This is a genomic window from Actinomadura sp. NPDC048955 (assembly GCF_040649435.1).
GTDB lineage: Bacteria > Actinomycetota > Actinomycetes > Streptosporangiales > Streptosporangiaceae > Spirillospora > Spirillospora luteofluorescens.
Window position 1 is genome coordinate 78033 of record NZ_JBEZJI010000012.1, and the last position, 17308, is coordinate 95340.

General features: G+C 64.2%; 14 protein-coding genes and 1 pseudogene. 9 read left to right on the plus strand and 6 right to left on the minus strand.

All coding sequences use genetic code 11. The features are described from left to right. The first annotated feature begins 22 nt into the window (after window positions 1-22). Entirely contained in the window at window positions 23-1294 is a 1272-nt protein-coding gene (gene dcm, locus AB0C84_RS14825) for a DNA (cytosine-5-)-methyltransferase (RefSeq protein WP_361065669.1), read from the plus strand. A 441-nt stretch (window positions 1295-1735) separates the two neighbouring features. Here the strand turns inward: dcm and AB0C84_RS14830 are convergent, their stop codons facing one another. Genes AB0C84_RS14830 through AB0C84_RS14840 form a run of 3 tightly spaced genes read right to left on the minus strand, consistent with a single transcriptional unit; the run spans window position 1736 to window position 5757 of the window. Next, complete coding sequence (locus AB0C84_RS14830) at window positions 1736-3598, minus strand: DEAD/DEAH box helicase (protein WP_361065672.1); 1863 nt, start codon at window positions 3596-3598, stop codon at window positions 1736-1738. After that, complete coding sequence (locus tag AB0C84_RS14835) at window positions 3595-5025, minus strand: transcriptional regulator (protein WP_361065675.1); 1431 nt, start codon at window positions 5023-5025, stop codon at window positions 3595-3597. The genes AB0C84_RS14830 and AB0C84_RS14835 overlap by 4 nt, the downstream gene beginning before the upstream one ends. Window positions 5026-5076: 51 nt before the next feature. Further along, window positions 5077-5757 carry a hypothetical protein gene (locus tag AB0C84_RS14840; protein WP_361065678.1) on the minus strand — a complete coding sequence of 227 codons (681 nt, stop codon included), beginning with the start codon at window positions 5755-5757 and terminating at the stop codon, window positions 5077-5079. A 256-nt stretch (window positions 5758-6013) separates the two neighbouring features. Here AB0C84_RS14840 and AB0C84_RS14845 point away from each other — a divergent pair, with 256 nt between their 5' ends. The 3 genes and pseudogenes from AB0C84_RS14845 (at window position 6014) to AB0C84_RS14855 (ending at window position 8239) form a co-directional block, all read left to right on the plus strand. After that, window positions 6014-6751, plus strand: coding sequence for a hypothetical protein (locus AB0C84_RS14845; protein ID WP_361065681.1), 738 nt, complete (start codon window positions 6014-6016; stop codon window positions 6749-6751). An 83-nt stretch (window positions 6752-6834) separates the two neighbouring features. Beyond that, a pseudogene (locus tag AB0C84_RS14850) lies at window positions 6835-7476 on the plus strand (transposase). A 73-nt stretch (window positions 7477-7549) separates the two neighbouring features. Continuing rightward, window positions 7550-8239: an FkbM family methyltransferase gene (locus tag AB0C84_RS14855; RefSeq protein ID WP_361065891.1), complete on the plus strand. Its 690-nt coding sequence runs from the start codon at window positions 7550-7552 to the stop codon at window positions 8237-8239. On the opposite strand, the gene AB0C84_RS14860 is transcribed toward AB0C84_RS14855, so the two are convergent. The 3 genes from AB0C84_RS14860 to AB0C84_RS14870 form a co-directional block, all read right to left on the minus strand. Beyond that, window positions 8236-11733, minus strand: a complete 3498-nt coding sequence (locus AB0C84_RS14860) for an aminoglycoside phosphotransferase family protein (RefSeq protein ID WP_361065684.1) — start codon at window positions 11731-11733, stop codon at window positions 8236-8238. The genes AB0C84_RS14855 and AB0C84_RS14860 overlap by 4 nt on opposite strands. A 676-nt stretch (window positions 11734-12409) precedes the next feature. Next, window positions 12410-12610 (minus strand): DUF397 domain-containing protein, encoded by a 201-nt coding sequence (locus AB0C84_RS14865; protein ID WP_089310690.1) that lies wholly within the window; start codon window positions 12608-12610, stop codon window positions 12410-12412. Between the two features lie 10 nt (window positions 12611-12620). Then, complete coding sequence (locus AB0C84_RS14870) at window positions 12621-13478, minus strand: helix-turn-helix transcriptional regulator (RefSeq protein WP_361065687.1); 858 nt, start codon at window positions 13476-13478, stop codon at window positions 12621-12623. 378 nt (window positions 13479-13856) lie between these two features. On the opposite strand from AB0C84_RS14870, the gene AB0C84_RS14875 reads away from it, so the two are divergent. The 5 genes from AB0C84_RS14875 (at window position 13857) to folE2 (ending at window position 17306) form a co-directional block, all read left to right on the plus strand. Beyond that, window positions 13857-14291, plus strand: coding sequence for an ATP-binding protein (locus tag AB0C84_RS14875; RefSeq protein WP_361065690.1), 435 nt, complete (start codon window positions 13857-13859; stop codon window positions 14289-14291). 507 nt (window positions 14292-14798) lie between these two features. Next, window positions 14799-15506 (plus strand): 7-cyano-7-deazaguanine synthase QueC, encoded by a 708-nt coding sequence (queC, locus tag AB0C84_RS14880; protein WP_361065693.1) that lies wholly within the window; start codon window positions 14799-14801, stop codon window positions 15504-15506. Window positions 15507-15514: 8 nt separating this feature from the next. After that, the gene (gene queE, locus AB0C84_RS14885; protein WP_361065696.1) at window positions 15515-16153 is read left to right on the plus strand and encodes a 7-carboxy-7-deazaguanine synthase; all 639 of its coding nucleotides are present in this window, start codon (window positions 15515-15517) and stop codon (window positions 16151-16153) included. After that, on the plus strand, window positions 16153-16509 hold the full coding sequence (queD, locus tag AB0C84_RS14890; RefSeq protein WP_361065699.1) for a 6-carboxytetrahydropterin synthase QueD: 357 nt from the start codon (window positions 16153-16155) through the stop codon (window positions 16507-16509). The genes queE and queD overlap by 1 nt, the downstream gene beginning before the upstream one ends. Next, window positions 16506-17306 carry a GTP cyclohydrolase FolE2 gene (gene folE2, locus AB0C84_RS14895; RefSeq protein WP_361065703.1) on the plus strand — a complete coding sequence of 267 codons (801 nt, stop codon included), beginning with the start codon at window positions 16506-16508 and terminating at the stop codon, window positions 17304-17306. The genes queD and folE2 overlap by 4 nt, the downstream gene beginning before the upstream one ends. Window positions 17307-17308: the final 2 nt, after the last annotated feature.

Genomic DNA, 17308 nt, shown 5'->3' on the forward strand with positions numbered 1-17308 from the left:
CACACCACACCAGGAGGCCACTGTGTCGGATCTTGAAGTCGTTGAGATCTGCGCGGGGGCAGGAGGCCAGGCGCTCGGGCTAGAGCTCGCGGGCTTCAGTCACCGCCTGGCCATCGAACTGGACGACAACGCCGCCAACACGCTCGCCAAGAACCTCGAAGAGCGCAAGGGGCTTCTCCCTGAGACCATCGTCCAGCGGGGCGACGTGGCCGATCCCGAGGTATGGAAGCCTTCCAACCATCAAGGCGTAGCGCTACTGGCTGGTGGTGTGCCCTGTCCACCCTTCAGCATCGCGGGTAAGCAGCTTGGCGCCGCTGACGAACGTGATCTGTTCGCCTGGGCCGTCGAACAGGTAGAGCTCATGGAGCCGAAGGCGCTGTTGCTGGAGAACGTCCGCGGCCTGAGTCTGCGCCGGTTCGCTGGCTACCGTCAGCACGTCTTGGACCGTCTGCAGAAGTTTGGCTACGTCGCTGAGTGGCGGCTACTCCATGCATCAGACTTCGGCGTACCTCAGTTGCGGCCTCGGTTCGTGCTGGTTGCTCTCAAGGAGGAGTACGCCCCCTATTTCCACTGGCCTGAGCCGAGTGGAAACGCCCCGACCGTGGGAGAAGCTCTCCGGGATCTGATGGCCGCGAACGGCTGGGAAGGCGTAGATGAGTGGGCGCAGAAGGCGAACAAAATTGCTCCCACTATTGTCGGTGGCTCCAAGAAGCACGGTGGTGCTGACCTCGGCCCTACCCGTGCGAAACGTGCCTGGGCTGAACTCGGCGTTGACGCTATGGGTGTAGCCAACCATGCCCCGATGCCTGGCGATACCTTTGAGATTGGCCCCAAGCTGACCTGTGAGATGGTCGCACGGCTTCAGGGGTGGAGTGACGGGGGAATATGGGAGTTCACCGGGCGAAAAACGTCTCGCTACCGGCAGATCGGTAACGCATTCCCGCCTCCTGTCGCCGAAGCTGTCGGTACATCCATCATTCGGGCACTAACAAAGAAGGGCGACCCCGCACCACCTCCGGTGAGAGAGGAAGATCCGATCTACCGGGCCCTGCGCGCCGATGAGGGTTTTGTCACCGCTGCACGTCTCATGCGTGCAGCGATCGACGCGGGACTCTCTATAGATGATGCTGAGCTCGAACATCGCATCGCGTTGCTTAGTAGCGACTTCGAGATCGAAGTCACGGAAAGGGCCACCATGGTGGCCTACCGGCTTGGCCAGTTCAAGGCTTTTACTGGTCAGGCGGATCACGACCGCCACGAACGATTCCTGAAGCTCCGAGCCAGGATTAGCTGACGCAAGCTGATCAACTGAACGACCCTTAATCTTTAGGGATCTCGGGGGGAAAGGTGGCCAGCTAGCCTCCCAAGAGCACGGCCTGCAATCGTCCGGCGACCCGGCCGCGGTGATGCTGTGGACATAATGCTGGGTAGCGGGTATGTGCCTCACAGGAATCGGCAAGATGGCACCGGAGGTCGGGTCGCGATGTCAACCATCAGCCCTGCCGCTCGGGGCGTGATCGGGTACTCGAATGTCTTTGGTGCAGCCTGCCGTCGAACTCGCCGACAGGCTACGACCGAAAGCCCTGGCCCTAAAAACGTCGGGGTCTCAGCGACAATCGGTTCGTCAGGCTCGAAAAGAGCGCAGCGGCTCCGATCTCGGGATGTCTCTTCAAGACATTTCTCGGCCAAGAGGGCCATTGGTTGAATCTATTGCCACCATGACATCGCACTAAGATCAGCTAAGAGGCTCGACATTCCGGCGGCCTGACCGGCGCGCAGCCTTACCGAGATGCCCTAGCAGAGCATCGATGTCCTGGCCGTCCATCCCGCCCACCACCGGACCTTCCTCCTCAAGGTCACCAAGCTGCCGAATGGACGGGTCATCGAGTATTCTTCCCATGAATTCCAGTTTCTCGGTGAGGCGCTTCGCGACCACCTCGTCAACCGTTTCGCGAGCCGCGAGGATGGTCACATTTGTCTCGGTGCCGGGTTCCAGTCCGAGACGATGAATGCGGTCGAGACTTTGCAGGTATCGCCCTGCTATAAAATCCCGATCCACATAGACGGCGTCGTGGCATTCCCAGTGCAAGCTGATACCCTCACCAAGGGTCGCCGGGTTGGAAAGCAAGACGAAGCAGTCCGGGTCGTTCCGGAACCTGCGCAACTCCTCATCCCGGTCAGTAGTCCCACCGAATACCATGGCGGGCCGGAACGGCGCGAGAATATTCTCCAGCGTGGTCAAATTTCGGACAAAAGTGCTCCAGACAAGGGTTTTCCGATTCTTGGCCGCGTTATCTCTGACGATCCGCATAACCTCCTCGTACTTCGGCGGAATCTCATACTTCGGCAGATTCTCCAGCAACCTGATGAGCGAGCCCCCCGCGGGCGGGACCAGTGGGGGGACCTGGTATCCCAGAGGTTCGTACCGGCTGCTGCCCTCCACGAGCAGCGCCGGGCTGGTTGCTGCCATGAGGAGGCGCAAGAGTGCGCGTCCTAGGGCGTCGAGATCGCTGCGGGACGCTTCCGCGCGTGCGGTGTAGCGGCCCACCAGTGCGTCATATATCTCGCGGTGTAGAGGCGGCATGGTGACGGGCCTGATCACCGGCTGAAAAGGTGGTAGGCCGAGCTCAGCCTTGGTCGTCCGCGTGAACAATGGCCGCAGCACCTCACTTGCCCTGCCGAGGTCGCCTCCCGCAACGGCATTCACCACCACTCGCCGACCGTGGCCAGGCCAGACGAACGACAACAGGTTCTCCAGGTCACGAGCCCCGTTCGGGGCAGGCGTCCCCGTAAGAATCAGGCGCCGCCGGCTCAGCGGGCCCAGCGCGAGGCATGCGGAGCCGTAGACGCCTCGCGCGCCCAGTTTCATTCGATGTGCCTCGTCCAGGATGAGCATCGCGGGCGCAGCCCGCAGCCAGCCGGCCAGGCCGTCCAAGCCCCGGTCGAGACGCTCGTAGTTGACCACCAGCACTTCACAGCCGCCGGGCATCCGCTTGTCCATGAAGCCCGTTCGCAGCGGAGACGTGAAGCATGTCGCCGCCTCAAAGCGCCAAGAGTCGAATGCCGACTTCGGGGCCACCACTAGGAGCCGCCTGACATCACCCTGTGCTCTGAGGGCGGCGTAGACAGCGAGCGCGACCCGGGTCTTGCCTGCTCCAGGCACGCTGAAGTTCGCGCCATGGCGCAGCGAGAGCAGGCGGGCGATGTCACGCTGCTGGAAGGAGGTCAGGTCCGCATCCCAGTCAGCGCCCAGAAGCCCAGGCAAGTCGTCGGGGTGGACCGCTGCGTCTTCCCCGTCTTCCTGGTGGATGCGTGCTGCGGCCCGGTCCGCGTCTTCCAGTACCTCTTCAACCAGTTGGACGAGTCCTGGATCCCAGCGCACAGATTCCGGCTCAGGCCAGTCTGCGAGCGCCTCAATACCCGTGAGGAAATCGTCGAGTTCCACCTCGGCGCTAAGGGGTCCGCTCTGGCTCGCACCAGGAAACCGTATAGCCAAGCTGGCGAATTCCCCCTCCCTGCCCGCGTCGGCTCGAAGCACGGCCTTGGTCCGGCTGGCATCAAAACCGATAGCGAGTGAAGCTTGCTGCGCGGACGTCACCAGTTCCCCCTGCGGGCAGCATCCAACAGCCAGGCAGCCCCGTCGCCTGGATCCATCTGGATAGTCCGCGCGACCTCGGCCGCGAGTCGGCCCAGCGTCTGGCGCACGTTGAGGAGTGCTTCGTCAAGGGCCTCCTCATCCAGGCTGCGGCTCGCGCGTGCGTACCCAATGTCGGTGATGCATTGATCGATGCTGTTACAGGCCTCCATAAGCCGATCGGGGGCCGCCTGCTTCCGCTTGCGGACCCGGGCGTCCTTGCCCGCCGGCTCCATCGCCCTATCGAACACCTCCTTCAGCTCCTCATATCGCTGGGCTGCTGCCTTGTCGTCTTCGCTGGGCAGTTGGCCATCGGCCACGCTGATTACCTTGCCCTTGAGGACCATGTCCGTGAGCGCCTTCGCCTCCGTTACTTGTGGCCCACCGGAGCTCACAGGCCTGCTGATCCCTGGAATCTTGACGGAGCCTGCGGCGGAGGCGCTGTGCCGGAGGGCATCTTTGATCTCCTCCGGAAGGAGCCGGTCTACATAGCGCCTCCTGAAGTCGGGCTCGATCAGCCGGACATCCGTCTTGGAAAAGTCCATGACGATGGCGGCAAGCCTCGTCTCTTTCAGCATTTCCGCCTTGTCTTTGCTGGAAGCGGACTCTTTGATGTAACGCCGATGGAGCTCCTGAAGCTTGCCAGCCGCGTCCTCAAAATCCAGAAGGCGAAGCCGCGCACCGCCCTGTTCACTCCGCTTGATGAGGTCCCTCAGCAAGTTCAAGATCCACAGGTCGCGTTGGCAGGTGTCGACCCGTTTGTGGAAATCTCTGGCGACATCCTCAATCGGGCGTCCCGTGGCAAGCTGCTCCTCCAGAGCGAAGATGTAGTTGATATAGGAGTAGTCTCTGCGCCGGTCGTTCCGCAGCTGCAGAGCCAGTTCTACAGCGCTGACATCGGCCCACGTACAGGACGCCGGCAGCACCGCCACTCTGATGTGAGAGCTGCCCAGCTCCTTTAGCGCCGCTCGTCGGGTGTTGCCGTTGACCAGTACGCCCTCCCGAGTGATCAGGCCCGGTTCGCTCTGCTTGAAATCCCGCAGGTTGTCTCTCAGCTGGTCATACCGGTTGTCGCGCTCGGCAGGGTTGGAAGGCAGCGCTCGGAGGAGGTACTGGAGGTAGTCCTGGCTATCGTCGCTCCAGGGGTCCGCCTCCAGCTGGGCGTCCCGCGCGGGGTCGTGACTCCGTTGCGCCCGGATGCGGTGGGTCGCCGGGTTGTAGTAGGTCGAATCGATGGGGACGTCGATGACCTCCATGTGGCGAGGCTGACCGCGCCACTCGATTGTCACCGTCTCCTTGATGCCGTCGGCATCGTGGGCCTCTTTCAGTAGCTGCTCGACCATGGCACGGTTCTCCGCTGCCCGGGGCGGCTCGCCGAAGTCCTTACTCACAGATATCTCCTGGTGATTGCTAGGTCTGCGCGGGTTACTCCAGAACCGCTCCTAAAGAAGTGGCTCGATTGACTTCCGGATCTCCTCGCGGGAGTCCGCCGGCAAGGTCCGGTACTCCGCCCACAAGCGCTCCAGCTTGCTGTGCTCGCGCTGGTCGTTCTTCAGCCAGGTAGCGAAGATCTCCCGCTCGATGCCAGAGAGAGCGTTGATGCGAGCGGCGAACTGGCCGGTGTCCACAGCAAGGTCCCGTCCTCCCAGGCGGCAGCGTTTGCATTCCACCACGTACCTAACCACTGAAATTCCGTCAGCCTGCCGGACCTGTCTCCGCGCGATATCAAGCTGCGCTGTCTCGTACGTACCGGCGTACCGTTCTCCTGGGCCGATACCGCAGAACCGGCAGAGGTTCCCGTCTTTGCGCATCAACTCACGCCGCTGCACAGCGGTAATCGAGGTCTGCGCCCTAGTGGCCTTCCCCGGCTCCCATACAGGCTCCCCCATCTCCACGAACCGCTGCTCGTGGGCGCCAAGTGACGCGTCTTCGCGGTTGGTGTCGATACGCCAGCCGTGATCACGTAGGTCACGCATCCGCCGGTCTACCTGCGAAACCCCGGGGAACGACCCGCGAAGCTCTTCCTTGGTAAAGACCTCGCCGACACCAACTTCGGAGACCAGCCAGAGGGCAACTCTCTTCATCGTCCCCACCTTCGTCTCCCGCCATGACGGCAGCGCCATCTCGCTCTCCTGATCATCTGCTCTGAAACGAACCCCGTTCGGCCGCTTCCCGGCCGAGGATTCTTAGATTAAGCCACACTGTCGGCCGATTCGCCACTCGAATTCAAAGTTAGCCATGCTGAAGAATTTGCAACCGTGGCTAATCATAGCCGGTTTGGCTAATTTAAGTTTCAACTAAGAACGATCCGGTTATCCTGTCCCTAGCAAGGATTTGCTATGGCAAGATCTCTCCCAAAGAGCAGACGAGGGGAAGCGCATGGCTCAGCGCAGTCAGTTCACACACGAACCTGTAGCAGAGCTCTCCCCCCTGCGGCTTGAGCTCGTACGGCTGATACGGCATCTCTGCAAGTGCATCCGAGAGGATGACCGCCAGTTGAGCTCGGCGGAGATCAGCGGACTGCTCGATATCAGACCGCCCTCGCTGAGTCACCTCGCACACGGAAAGCGGCTGCCCGCCTCCCGCACCTTGACGAAGCTCTGGCACCAGGCCCAAGCCCGGCTGGGGCACGGCGAGGAACTTCCATGGACTCTGGAGGAAGCCCTGGACCTCCTGGTCCAAGCGAGTGCCGAGCATGCGATGCTCAGGAAGCTCCGGGAATCACAGGAAGCTCAGTCGAAGGAACCGCCGGCCACTCCGGAATGCCCGCCCGCCACGGGGACTGGGTTGCCGGTCCCTCGGCCGGACGCGGACCGGCAACCCAGTCCAGAGCCAGCGCTCTCCTGGGGGCCGACCGGCGAGCTGAGGAAATACATTGAAAACGGGCGAGCATCTGATGCTCTCCACTTCCTTGAGCACGCTGGCCGCACGCTTCCGCCAGGGGAACTGGCCGACGCAGTCGGGGCTTGCAAGGCAGCGGGCTTGCCGGATGTCGTGGAGCCCATGCTTCGCGCTGCCTCTGCTAGGGAGGCAACTGATGCCAAGGCCATCCTCAGGGAGTTCCTCAGACGGGGCTGGTTGTCCGAGATCGAACTGCTCCTGGGTGAGCCGCGCTGAACTATGCGGGAGCCGACTCGCCTGATTGCGTTCACAGAGGTGGTGTATGAGTTTGACCTGGTCAGAGGGCGTGGCGTCGTGACGTGAGACGGTTAACGCGTGATCCTTCGAATCGACCAAGATTAGAGGGAGATGAACGCAATGGCCGTGGACAACAGTGTGGGACCACTTCGGAGTGGCTGACCGAGCAGATTGGGGCGTGTGACGCCGATGTGTTGCGGTCGATAGTCAAGACGAGGGCCGAGTCGCTCACGTCGGCCGCGGCCGATGCGGTGCGCGGCGCGGTTACGGGGCCCGTTCGGACGAGCGGGTTAACCGCGGCAAACGTCTCTCGAGGGCAGAGCTGGGACACCTGCGCCGGCATCATTGAGCTGGCCATCCCCAGACTGCGGTCAGGGTCCGCTTCCCCGAGTGGCTGCTGGGGCGGCGCCGCCGGGCCGAGCAGGCCCTGGTCAGCCGCCTTTGGAGGGTGTCCGTATGCGTTCGTTTGGGTGGACGCCATGACCCAGAAGATCCGCGAGGGCGGCCAGATCGTCAGCTTGTACGTGCTGGTGGCCACCGGCGTCGACGCTGATGGGACCCGCGAGATCCTCGGGACCGAGGTCAACTCGACCGTAGACGGCGCCGGGTGGCTGGCGTCCTTGCGCGGCCTGACCGGTGTCGAGTGCGCCGGCCAATTGACTTCCAATCGACGCGGCCGAAGCAGGCGACGTGGTTACGGTTGACGGTATGGGGTCGAGGCCGCCGGATGGGTGTGATCTGGTTGCGTATGGCGGGAACGCTGAGGACGTTGTGCTGATGCGGGGCTTTGGCGACCAGCCTGGCGGGTTCTTCGTGGATGTTGGGGCTGGGAACCCGGTCCAGGGGTCGCTGACCAAGAACTTGGTGGATCGGCTCGGATGGCGCGGGGTCAACATTGAGCCGTTGCCCGAGCGTTTCGAGCGCTTGCGGGCTGCCCGGCCGGGTGATTTGACGCTGGACGTGGCGATCGGGGAGCAGTCTGGTCCGGCGAGCTTCTTCCGGATCGTTCCGGGGCCGGGGAAGACCGGTGGCGGTGGCCTCAGCACTCTGGAGCGGGATGTGCTGGCGCTGCACCTTGCCGATGGATGGCGTTGTGAGGAGTTGAGCGTCGAGGTGACGCGGCTGGAGACGGTGCTGTCGGATTACGCGCAGCCAGGGTTCGACCTGTTGAAGGTGGATGTCGAGGGGGCTGAGGCGTCCGTATTGGCATCGGCGGATCTGACGGCGTGGCGGCCGAGGGCGATCGTGATCGAGGCGACGGTGCCTTTGACCTCGCATCCCAGCCATCATGAGTGGGAACCAGGCGTCCTGGCGGCGGGGTATAAGTTGGCGCTGTTCGACGGGCTGAACCGCTTCTATGCACGTGACGACGAGCCTGAACTCCGTGAGCGGTTGTCGGTGCCGGCCAACGTGCTGGACGACTACATCCCGTATCGATGGGCGGTGCGGCTGGGCCTGGCGGATTAGAGGCTTAGCTCGTCTTCCACTAGTGCCAGTAGGTCCGGATGGTTGTCGCGCAGGTGACGGGCTATCCATTGGCCGTCTGTGCCGGATATTCCCAGGGCGACGGTGTCGATGAGCCGGCGCAACAGCATGAGCGGAAGCAGAGCGTCCAGGGCCGCGCGATCGAACTCGCCGTAGCCCTCCAGGAGTGGCTCGGTTGACCCGCCGTGTGGGAGGTCCACGGCAAGCGCCCAGGCCAGGTCGAGCATCGGTGGCCCCTGTTCGACGGCGCCGGGGTCCAGGACTCCGGTGAGGGTGTCGCCGTCGAACAGCGCGTTATGGCCGACGGCAACGTCCCCGTGGATCGGCGTCATTTGCATGGCTTCGCAGGCGTCGCTGAAACGTTGGGCGAGAGCAGGGTAGGCGCGAGGGATGGCGCGACGTGCCCAGCCGAGCAGGACGCCGAGCGCGCCAGGGTCGTCCAGCCGCAGGCCGGTGGCCAGGCTATGCGAGTGCCACGAGCGCAGCATGCGTCCCAGCGCGCGCTGCTGCTCAAGAGTCGGCTGGTCGCTGTGTGTTCCGGGGAGCCGTTCGAGGACGGCCCACCAGGTGCCGCCAGGAACACTGCCGTAGTCGAGGAGCCGTGGGGCCGGGATGCCGGTCGCGGTGCGGAGGTGCTCCAAGTGCAGGGCGGTCTCCAGGCGCTCATGGGCGCGACCCTGGAGCTTGATGACAGTGCCTTCCCCGTTGATGATCCCGTCGTCGGCATGCTGGACGGGGAGCCCATCGAATGCCGGAGAGGCGGAAGCCGACCGCACAGTGCGATCGAGGACATCGCCGGGTAGCCGGTTGGTGGGGATGAACGCCTCTCGGTCAGCCACGTCGAGCGGTGCGCACACCCTACGGTGCTGGCGCCGAAGCTGGTCTAGGGGTTTCTTCCAGCGCTGTAGGGCGGTGTCGGCGCTGTCCAGCCATCGCGGGGCCGCATCCCCCGGGGCAGGGATGCTGGCCCACCAACTGGTCACTTGGACCCAGACGGGTAGGCACTCGGGTTGCGGGCCTTGGGAGGACGCGGCGAGTCGCGTGGCGATGGCCGTGGCCTGGTCGATGCGTCCGTCGGCGGCGTATTGCAGTACCCGGATGGCTTCCGCGGGGGTGAGTTCCCCGGTGGCGCCGAGCTCTTCGTACTGACGGGCTGCGCTTTCCAAGAGGTCTGCGGCCTGCGCGTGCTCGCCTCGCAGGGCGTGAGCTATGGAGGCGGCCAGGTCGCACTGGGCCACACCGATCAGTTCCCCGACGGAGGAGTTGAGGTCGCGGGCGCGGGGGACGAGGGCGAGGGTGCGGTCGGGGTCGAACCACATGAGTGCGAGGGCCAGGTGGCGCAGGGCGCGGGCTTCCCACAGCGGCGTTCCCGCGGCTTGGGCGGCTTCCAGCGTGGTCTCGAAGAGACGGGCGGCGTCGGCGAAGCGGGCGTTGTGGATGTAGGTGTGGCCGAGCATGTCGGCGACACGGATGCGGTCGAGGCCTTCGTCGGTGGCTTTGTCCATCAGTTCGGCGACCTGCCGGTAGTCACCGCGGCGAAGGGCGTTGTCGGCCAGGCCGAACAGAGCGCTCGCGCCGATCAGCGAGCCGTCGGGTGTGATCGCCGACAAGTGACCGATCGCTTCGTCCAAGTGTCCCGCGACGTGGGCGCGGGTGCCCAGCTCCCAGCGGTAGTAGTCGGCGAATGGGTCGGTGGACTCGGGGGTTGCGTGCTCACCAACCAGCCTCTGCATCGCCTGGTAGCGGTCCTCGGCGTTAAGGTCGCCGCGGGTGGTCAGCCGGGAGACGGCGGACAGCCGCATTAGCTCGGGTACTGCGTCCGGTGCGGGGAGGGACGCCAGGACCTGCCAGTGGCCGGCGACGCTCAGACTGTAGGCGAGGTCGGCCAGCACCGGCGGCAGTACGCCGTGCTCGATCGCGGCACGCAACAGCAGTAAGAACGCGGCGACGGTCCGGCGGCTCCGCTCAGCCAGCGAGGCCGACTGTTCCTCGTCCCAGATCGACAGCGCGACCTGCGCGAGGTGGGTGATGGCGCGCTGCAGGTGCTCGCGACGTTCGTTGAGGGTCCATCCATCGGGTGTGTGGGCGTCACAGTCCAGAACACTGCGGCGGAGGTTGTCGTGCAGCCGGCAGGCGGGCCACACCGACTCCTCACGCCGGACGAACGGGCGGGAGGTGAAGGCCTCGATCCGCCGGCGGCGGATGCCCGGGAGCATCGCTTGCAGCAGGTCGGCATCGAACGCTTCGAGTAGCGCGGCGGCGCGCAGGAGGTCACGGTCGGTCTCCGACAGGTCCCTCATCGTCCGCAACACCAGCTCGGGGAACCCGAGTCCAAACACCTCCGGGGGCGGCGTCTGGCCGCGCGCGAGGTACTGCCCATACAGGCTCGCCGACAGGTCCAGATACAACGGTGACCCGCCGGATCCGGCGATCATCCGGTTCCGCACCGCCTCGTCGATCGCGGGGCGATCGTCCACGGTCAGCCGGGTCGTCAGATACTCGTTCGCGGACACCGGGTCGAAGCCGTCCAGCCTGAGCTGGACCGGTCCGGCGAGATCGGGCCAGCGGTGCGCGCCGCCGTAGGTCAGTCCAAGGGCACGGACCGGGTCGTGCCAGCCCAGCGGCAACCGGCTGGCCGCTAGGAACGCCACGTTCGGCATCAGGTAGACCAACCGCGACACCAGGTCCTCCAGGCCGCCGCGCTCGGCCGGCAGCCCTTGGACTATCTCCAGTGTGTCGAGAACGCACACCGCGAGCACGGGCCTCTTGGCTCGGGCGCGTTCCAGGTCGGCCGATAGCAGGACGGGCATATAACCGAGCATCCGGTCGGGGTCGGGCTCATCGAGGATGGGGTCGAGCGCGGGCAACTCGTTGCGCAGTGACTTCAGCTTGGCCTTATGCGCGACGGTGCGTCCGAGCTTGTCCAAGACGTGGTAGGTGACGCTGATCGCGCCGAACCCGCCGAGGAACTGGTCGACGGTCCCGCTCACCTGATCCGCTGCTCGCCGTCCGTCCACCGACCCCTTGCCGAGAAAGGCGGCCAGCGACTCACCCGGATGCTTGCGCTCCCAGTAGAGGGCCAGCGCGACGTCGAAAGTCGGCCAGGAACGCGCCAGACCCCCCAGCCCAGCCCGGACACGCAGTAGCAACGACTCGAAGCTGGAGCTGTCGGGGTCTGCGAAGTCCAGCACGGCGCACGCCCGATTCTTGGGAAGCCCGTCCAACTCTCCCCGAACCGCGAGGTCAGCGACGTGCCGCGTCAGGGTGGATTTGCCGATGCCGCCCTCTCCGGCCACCGCGAGGATGTTGCCCGCGGGCCGCTGGAAGTCCATGAGCGCCGGGACGGGCCATTCACGTGCGGAGTGTTCGATCAGCCAGCGATGACACCGATCGATCTGCTCCTCCCTGTTGGTGAACACCTCGTTGGCGGCGAACGGAGCCTCAGGCCCGTAACCGAAGAACTGATCGATGCTCACCGGGACAGCCGACCACATGGGACCGCTCGAAGACAACGCCGTCCGAAGCGTGCCCTGTGCCAGGGGCGTCGTGAGCCAAGCGCTTGAGGGCTGTGGGCTGGCCTCGTGTGCTGGAGTACCTCCGACGGAGAACGGCCCTGGCCTTCAAGGACGAGCTTGAGCCCGTCCGGATCCCTGGAGTCGCGCACAGCCGCGCACTCGGCGTTGGTCGCGCTCTCGAATGCCCACCAAGTAAAGGAAGCTACGCACGCTTGTTACGCGAGCGAACCAATGCACGAGGGCCGGACGGATCTGGCCCACCGTATTTTCAAGGTCGCTCTTGCCTACCGCTGAGCGTTGAAGCCGAGTTCGTTTCTCTTCGCCCTGAACACCGGCCATGCCTCCCGACCCATCGTGCGACCAACAAGGCCAAGCTCGGCGAGTTGCCAGGAGGCGGACACGACGGCGTCTGAATCCGTAGGAGCTCGATCACCCCACGCTGACGATGGTCGAGTAGTGGGCTGGACACTACGGCCATGAGTTCCTGCGGCCTCTCCACACCGTCTCCCCCGATGTCGGAGGGCGTCGCACAGCTCTATCTGGACGAGTAGCGGTCTTGTCCCCGCCCACCCGCTGCCGCGCGGAGGAACCCAGCGCTTCCGGGGAGCTGGGCCGGCTTTCTGGGCCCGGTTTACTTTCAGTCGAAGGCACCGGCCTTGATCTGATGCCTGAACCTCTGCCAAGCCGGGCCTTCGAGGATGAGCTTGGGACCTTCCGGATCCTTGGAATCCCTCACGGCCGCGTAACCACCGGCGCCCGCTAGCTCGACGCACTGATCGGTCGTCTGCTGACTGCGAGTGCTCTTCATCCAAGATGCTCGGCTGAAATCCGGAATCATGCCTACTTGTCTACCCTGTCTGGTGTCGTTGAGCTACGGCTTTGATCAGGTCGACGGATGCCACGGGGCTGAGGGCCGTCGCGCTGAGGTGCTGGAACGCGGTGCTCGTAGCCTCCACGTCCGCTGCACGTTCCAAGAAGAGGGTTCCCGAGACGCTGTCGACGTAGGCAACATCCGGGTCGGAGCCGGGGAAGCCGAAGACCCCGATCATGCCGCTGAGTGAGGCATGTGGACCTGCGCTGAACGGCATCACCTGGATGTCGATCTGGGGGTGGTGCGCCATCTCGACCAAGTGCATGAGTTGCGCGCGCATGACATCGGACCCTCCGATCTCGCGATAGAGGGCGGCCTCGTCCAGCACTGTCCATAGCCGGAGGCTGCCTGCTTCACCGATGACGGCCTGGCGCTTCGTACGGAGGCTGAGACGACGTCCGATCTCGTCCTCTCCGAGTGTCAACGGGCCAGCGCGAGTGATGATCGCTCGCGCGTAGTCGGTGGTCTGCAGAAGGCCAGGGACCGACGAGGGCTGATACGTCCGAAGTGACTCGGCCGCTGACTCGAGCCCAATGTAGGTCCGGGCGTTCTTGCTGAGCATGTCGCTGTAGGGCTGCCACCACTCCTTCTGGCGTGCCGCCTTGGCCAACTGGATGAGTGCCTCCCGAGTGGCGGAGTCGCTGACCTCGTACAGGTCGAGTAGTTCAACGACGTCCGACCACGGGACCGAGATCCGGCCCTTCTCGATCCGCGAGACCTTTGCGCCGTACCAACCCAGGCGCTCGGTGACCTCGTCGCCGGTGAGACCCGTGGCCTCACGCAGTTGACGGAGTTCCGTGCCCAGTTGCCGACGTCGAACGGTTGGGGAGGTCAAGCCGCCACCTCTTGCATCTCCGGAGAAATTTCACGAGAGCAGTTGCACGGCAGCATGCTACTCGGCACACTGACGGTGCGCAGCAAGTCACAACCTGTGATGGCAGGAGCTTCTGCAGGCATTGGATCATGATCGGCTGACCCGACGGAGCGTCTCGGCGGTCAGTACACAGCAGCCGCGCGGCCGGGTTACGGATTGGAGCCCCTGACCCGGCCGCGCGGCCTCACCCTCCCGAAGGAGGTACGGATGAGGATAGCTCTGCGGGCCGTGGCATCGCCTACTGTCCAGCGCGCCGAGGCAACTTCGCAGACCGTCGGAACCCTGGACGGTGACAGCCCCATCACGCCGGAAGCAGACGGCGCGCCGACCATCTTGAGGATGCCGACGGCGCGGCAGGCCAATGGGTACGGGGCGAACGCCGAGGGGGACAAGGACGGCCGCGTCTGGCGCGTTGACGTCCCCGGAGTGACCAGCGCGGTGCCTCTACTGCGTCGCTGGGTTCGCCTGCTCCTGGCCGACGAGGCGGAACTGTGCGAGGCGTTCGAGTTGGTCGTCAGCGAGTACGGCACGAACGCGCTGTTGCACACGGCGAGCAGCCGGCCCGGCGGCCGGATCAGGGCCGAACTCCGCATCAGCAACCGGTGGACGCGCCTCACGGTCATGGACGACGGCCCCGCTGCCGCCCGCACCGACCGGAGCGTCGATCCGGCTGAGCACGGACGCGGACTGATCCTGGCGGACGCGTACGCCGATGAGACCGGGCAGTACGACTGCGCCGACGGCCATGCCGCCTGGGCACTGATCACGCGCTGAGACCAGGACGCGCGCCGCACCCCCGCGACGTGCGCCCTTCGCCGGCCTTCCTTTGGCCGGCTCGTCGTGCGGTCGGTGACCGTCCCCCCGGTTTCACCGGCCGCACGACCCTTCACCAGGCCGTCTCGGCCATCCACCGCCTGATGAGCGTGCTCGATACGCAGCTCAGCGCGCTGCTCGCGACAGTGTCTGTGGGATGTCACCGACATCCCACAGAACACAGGCCCCTGCTTGATTGATCAACAGAAACTGACAGTCATGCTGTAGCCACTCGTGCTGCAGTTTCTTTCTGACTCACCCTGCCTCGATCGCCTTGAAGGGGCTAACACTGCATGTCAGCGAGGCTGCAGTGGGTCATGGCGAGGTGCAACGCGTGACGACGCCCTGCCGGTCCAGCTTGTAGGACCGCCGCGTCAGCGTTGCGATGTGACTTCCGTGAAAGTAACCTCGTTGAGCAACGAACGGTGATGTAGTTTCCCCGGTGCCTCGACGAGCGGAAGGTCGCAAGTGAATAGTGACAAGCGCAGAGCAGTCGTGCTGCTGAGTGGAGGCCTGGACTCGACCACTGTCCTTGCAATCGCCCGCGAGCAAGACTACGAGACGTACGCGCTGAGCTTCCGGTACGGGCAGCGCCACACTGAAGAACTCGACGCGGCCAAGAAGGTCGCGGCTGAGTTGGGGGCCGCTCAGCATGTGATCGCAGACATCAACCTCGCCGTCTTCGGCGGATCAGCCTTGACCGATGACGCTCTCGCTGTGCCGCATCACGAGAGTGTCAACGACGTCAGCGCGGACGAGATTCCGATCACATATGTACCGGCGCGGAACACCATCTTTCTCTCCTTCGCGCTCGCCTGGGCGGAGACGCTCGGCTCTTCCGATGTCTTCATCGGAGTGAACGCGATGGACTACAGTGGGTACCCGGACTGTCGTCCCGAGTTCATCGAGGCCTACGAGCACATGGCCAACCGGGCGACCAAGGCCGGCGTAGAGGGCACCCAGCGGCTCAAGATTCACACGCCGCTGATCGAACTGACTAAAGCCCAAACCATCCAGCGCGGCCTCGATCTGGGCGTGGACTACTCCTGGACTCACAGTTGCTATGACCCAGTCGATGGTCGCGCCTGTGAGACCTGCGACTCGTGCCTACTGCGGGGGCGCGGCTTTGCTGAACTTGGTCTAGTGGATCCCTCCTTCTCCTCAGCAAACGCCTGACCACGGAGATGTACAGAGTCAAGGAGATTTTTTACACCCTGCAAGGAGAAGGAAGTCATGCAGGGCGGCCCTCCGTGTTCTGTCGGTTTACCAGTTGCAACTTGTGGACGGGACGAGAGAAAGACCGGCACCGAGCTATCTGCCAGTTCTGTGATACCGACTTCGTTGGGACAGATGGACCAGGTGGCGGGCGGTTCGGGACTGCCGTCGACCTGGCCGCTGCAGTGGCCAAGACTTGGCAGGGACAGTCACATCCTCGTAGTCGGCCTTACGTAGTGTGCACGGGCGGAGAGCCATTGCTTCAACTGGATGCCGAGGCGCTCGACGCCCTGCATGCCGAGGGTTTCGAGGTCGCCATCGAGACCAACGGCACCCGTCCGGCACCTGACGGGATCGACTGGATCTGCGTGAGTCCGAAGGCCGGCACGGAGTTGGTCCTGATATCTGGGAACGATCTAAAACTGGTCTACCCCCAGGTCGGAGCGGAACCAGAACGCTTTGAAGACCTTGACTTCACTCGGTTCATGCTGCAGCCGATGGACGGTCCTGACCTGGTGGCCAACACCCAGGCGGCGGTCGAGTACTGCCTAGAGCACCCCCAATGGCACTTGAGCGTCCAGACACACAAGACCCTGGGGATTCGGTGATGGAAATCTTCCGTGAGTTCACGTTCGAAGCCGCTCATCGGCTTCCGAATGTAGCGACCGGGCACAAGTGCGCGAGGCTCCATGGGCACAGTTACCGCGTAGAGGTCCACGTTAGCGGCGATGTCGATCCGGCCACCGGATGGCTCATGGACTTCGCCGAGATCAAGGTCGCATTCAAGCCGATCCAGGAGCAGCTTGATCACTACTACCTCAACGAGGTCCCGGGGCTTGAGAACCCGACCAGCGAAGTTCTCGCCAGGTGGATCTGGGATCGCTTGACCCATCAGTTGCCGCTCTCCGCGATCGTGGTGCGTGAGACTTGCACCTCGGGTTGCATCTACAGGGGGGACACATGAGGCTCGAGGACGTGCAAGCGGCCCCAGATTCTCGCGGGATCCCGCTTGATGAGGTCGGTGTGGAAGGCCTTCGCTATCCGGTTCTTGTAGCCGATGGACAAGGGGCAAAGCGAGAAACTGTCGCCACAGTCGCGATGTCGGTGAGTCTCGGACCCGAGGTAAAGGGCGCGCACCTGAGCCGCTTCATCGAAGTGCTCCACGGCGCCCGGGACCAGTTGAGCCCGCAAAACGTAACCAGTATCGCGGACGATCTCCGTCAGCACATGGGCACTGCCTCCGCCTATGTTCAGATGTCGTTCCCGTACTTCCTGGAGCGCGAAGCCCCGGTTACCCGTGCTCGAGCATTCATCGAGTACACCTGCGCGGTGGCCGCCTCCAGCGGTCCTCAAGGTGCCTCGATGGTCCTGAGCGCGGATGTGCCGGTCACTAGTGTCTGCCCATGCAGCAAGGCGATCAGCGATCGTGGGGCCCATAACCAGCGTGGCCACATCACCATCGACGTCAAGCCTGCAGAACACCCGACGGATCTCTGGTTTGACGAGCTCATCGGGATCGCTGAAGCAGCGGCATCCTCGCCTGTCTACGCGTTGCTGAAGAGACCCGATGAACGCCACGTGACCATGGCGGGCTACGACAATCCTGTCTTCGTAGAGGACATGGTCCGCAACGTCGCCCAGGTACTGGCCGCCTCGGAGCGTATCCGCCTGTACCGCGTTCGCGCGGTCAACGACGAGAGCATCCACAACCATCAGGCCTACGCGGCGGTGTCCTGGACGGCCCCGACTGGGAGGGCCTAAGC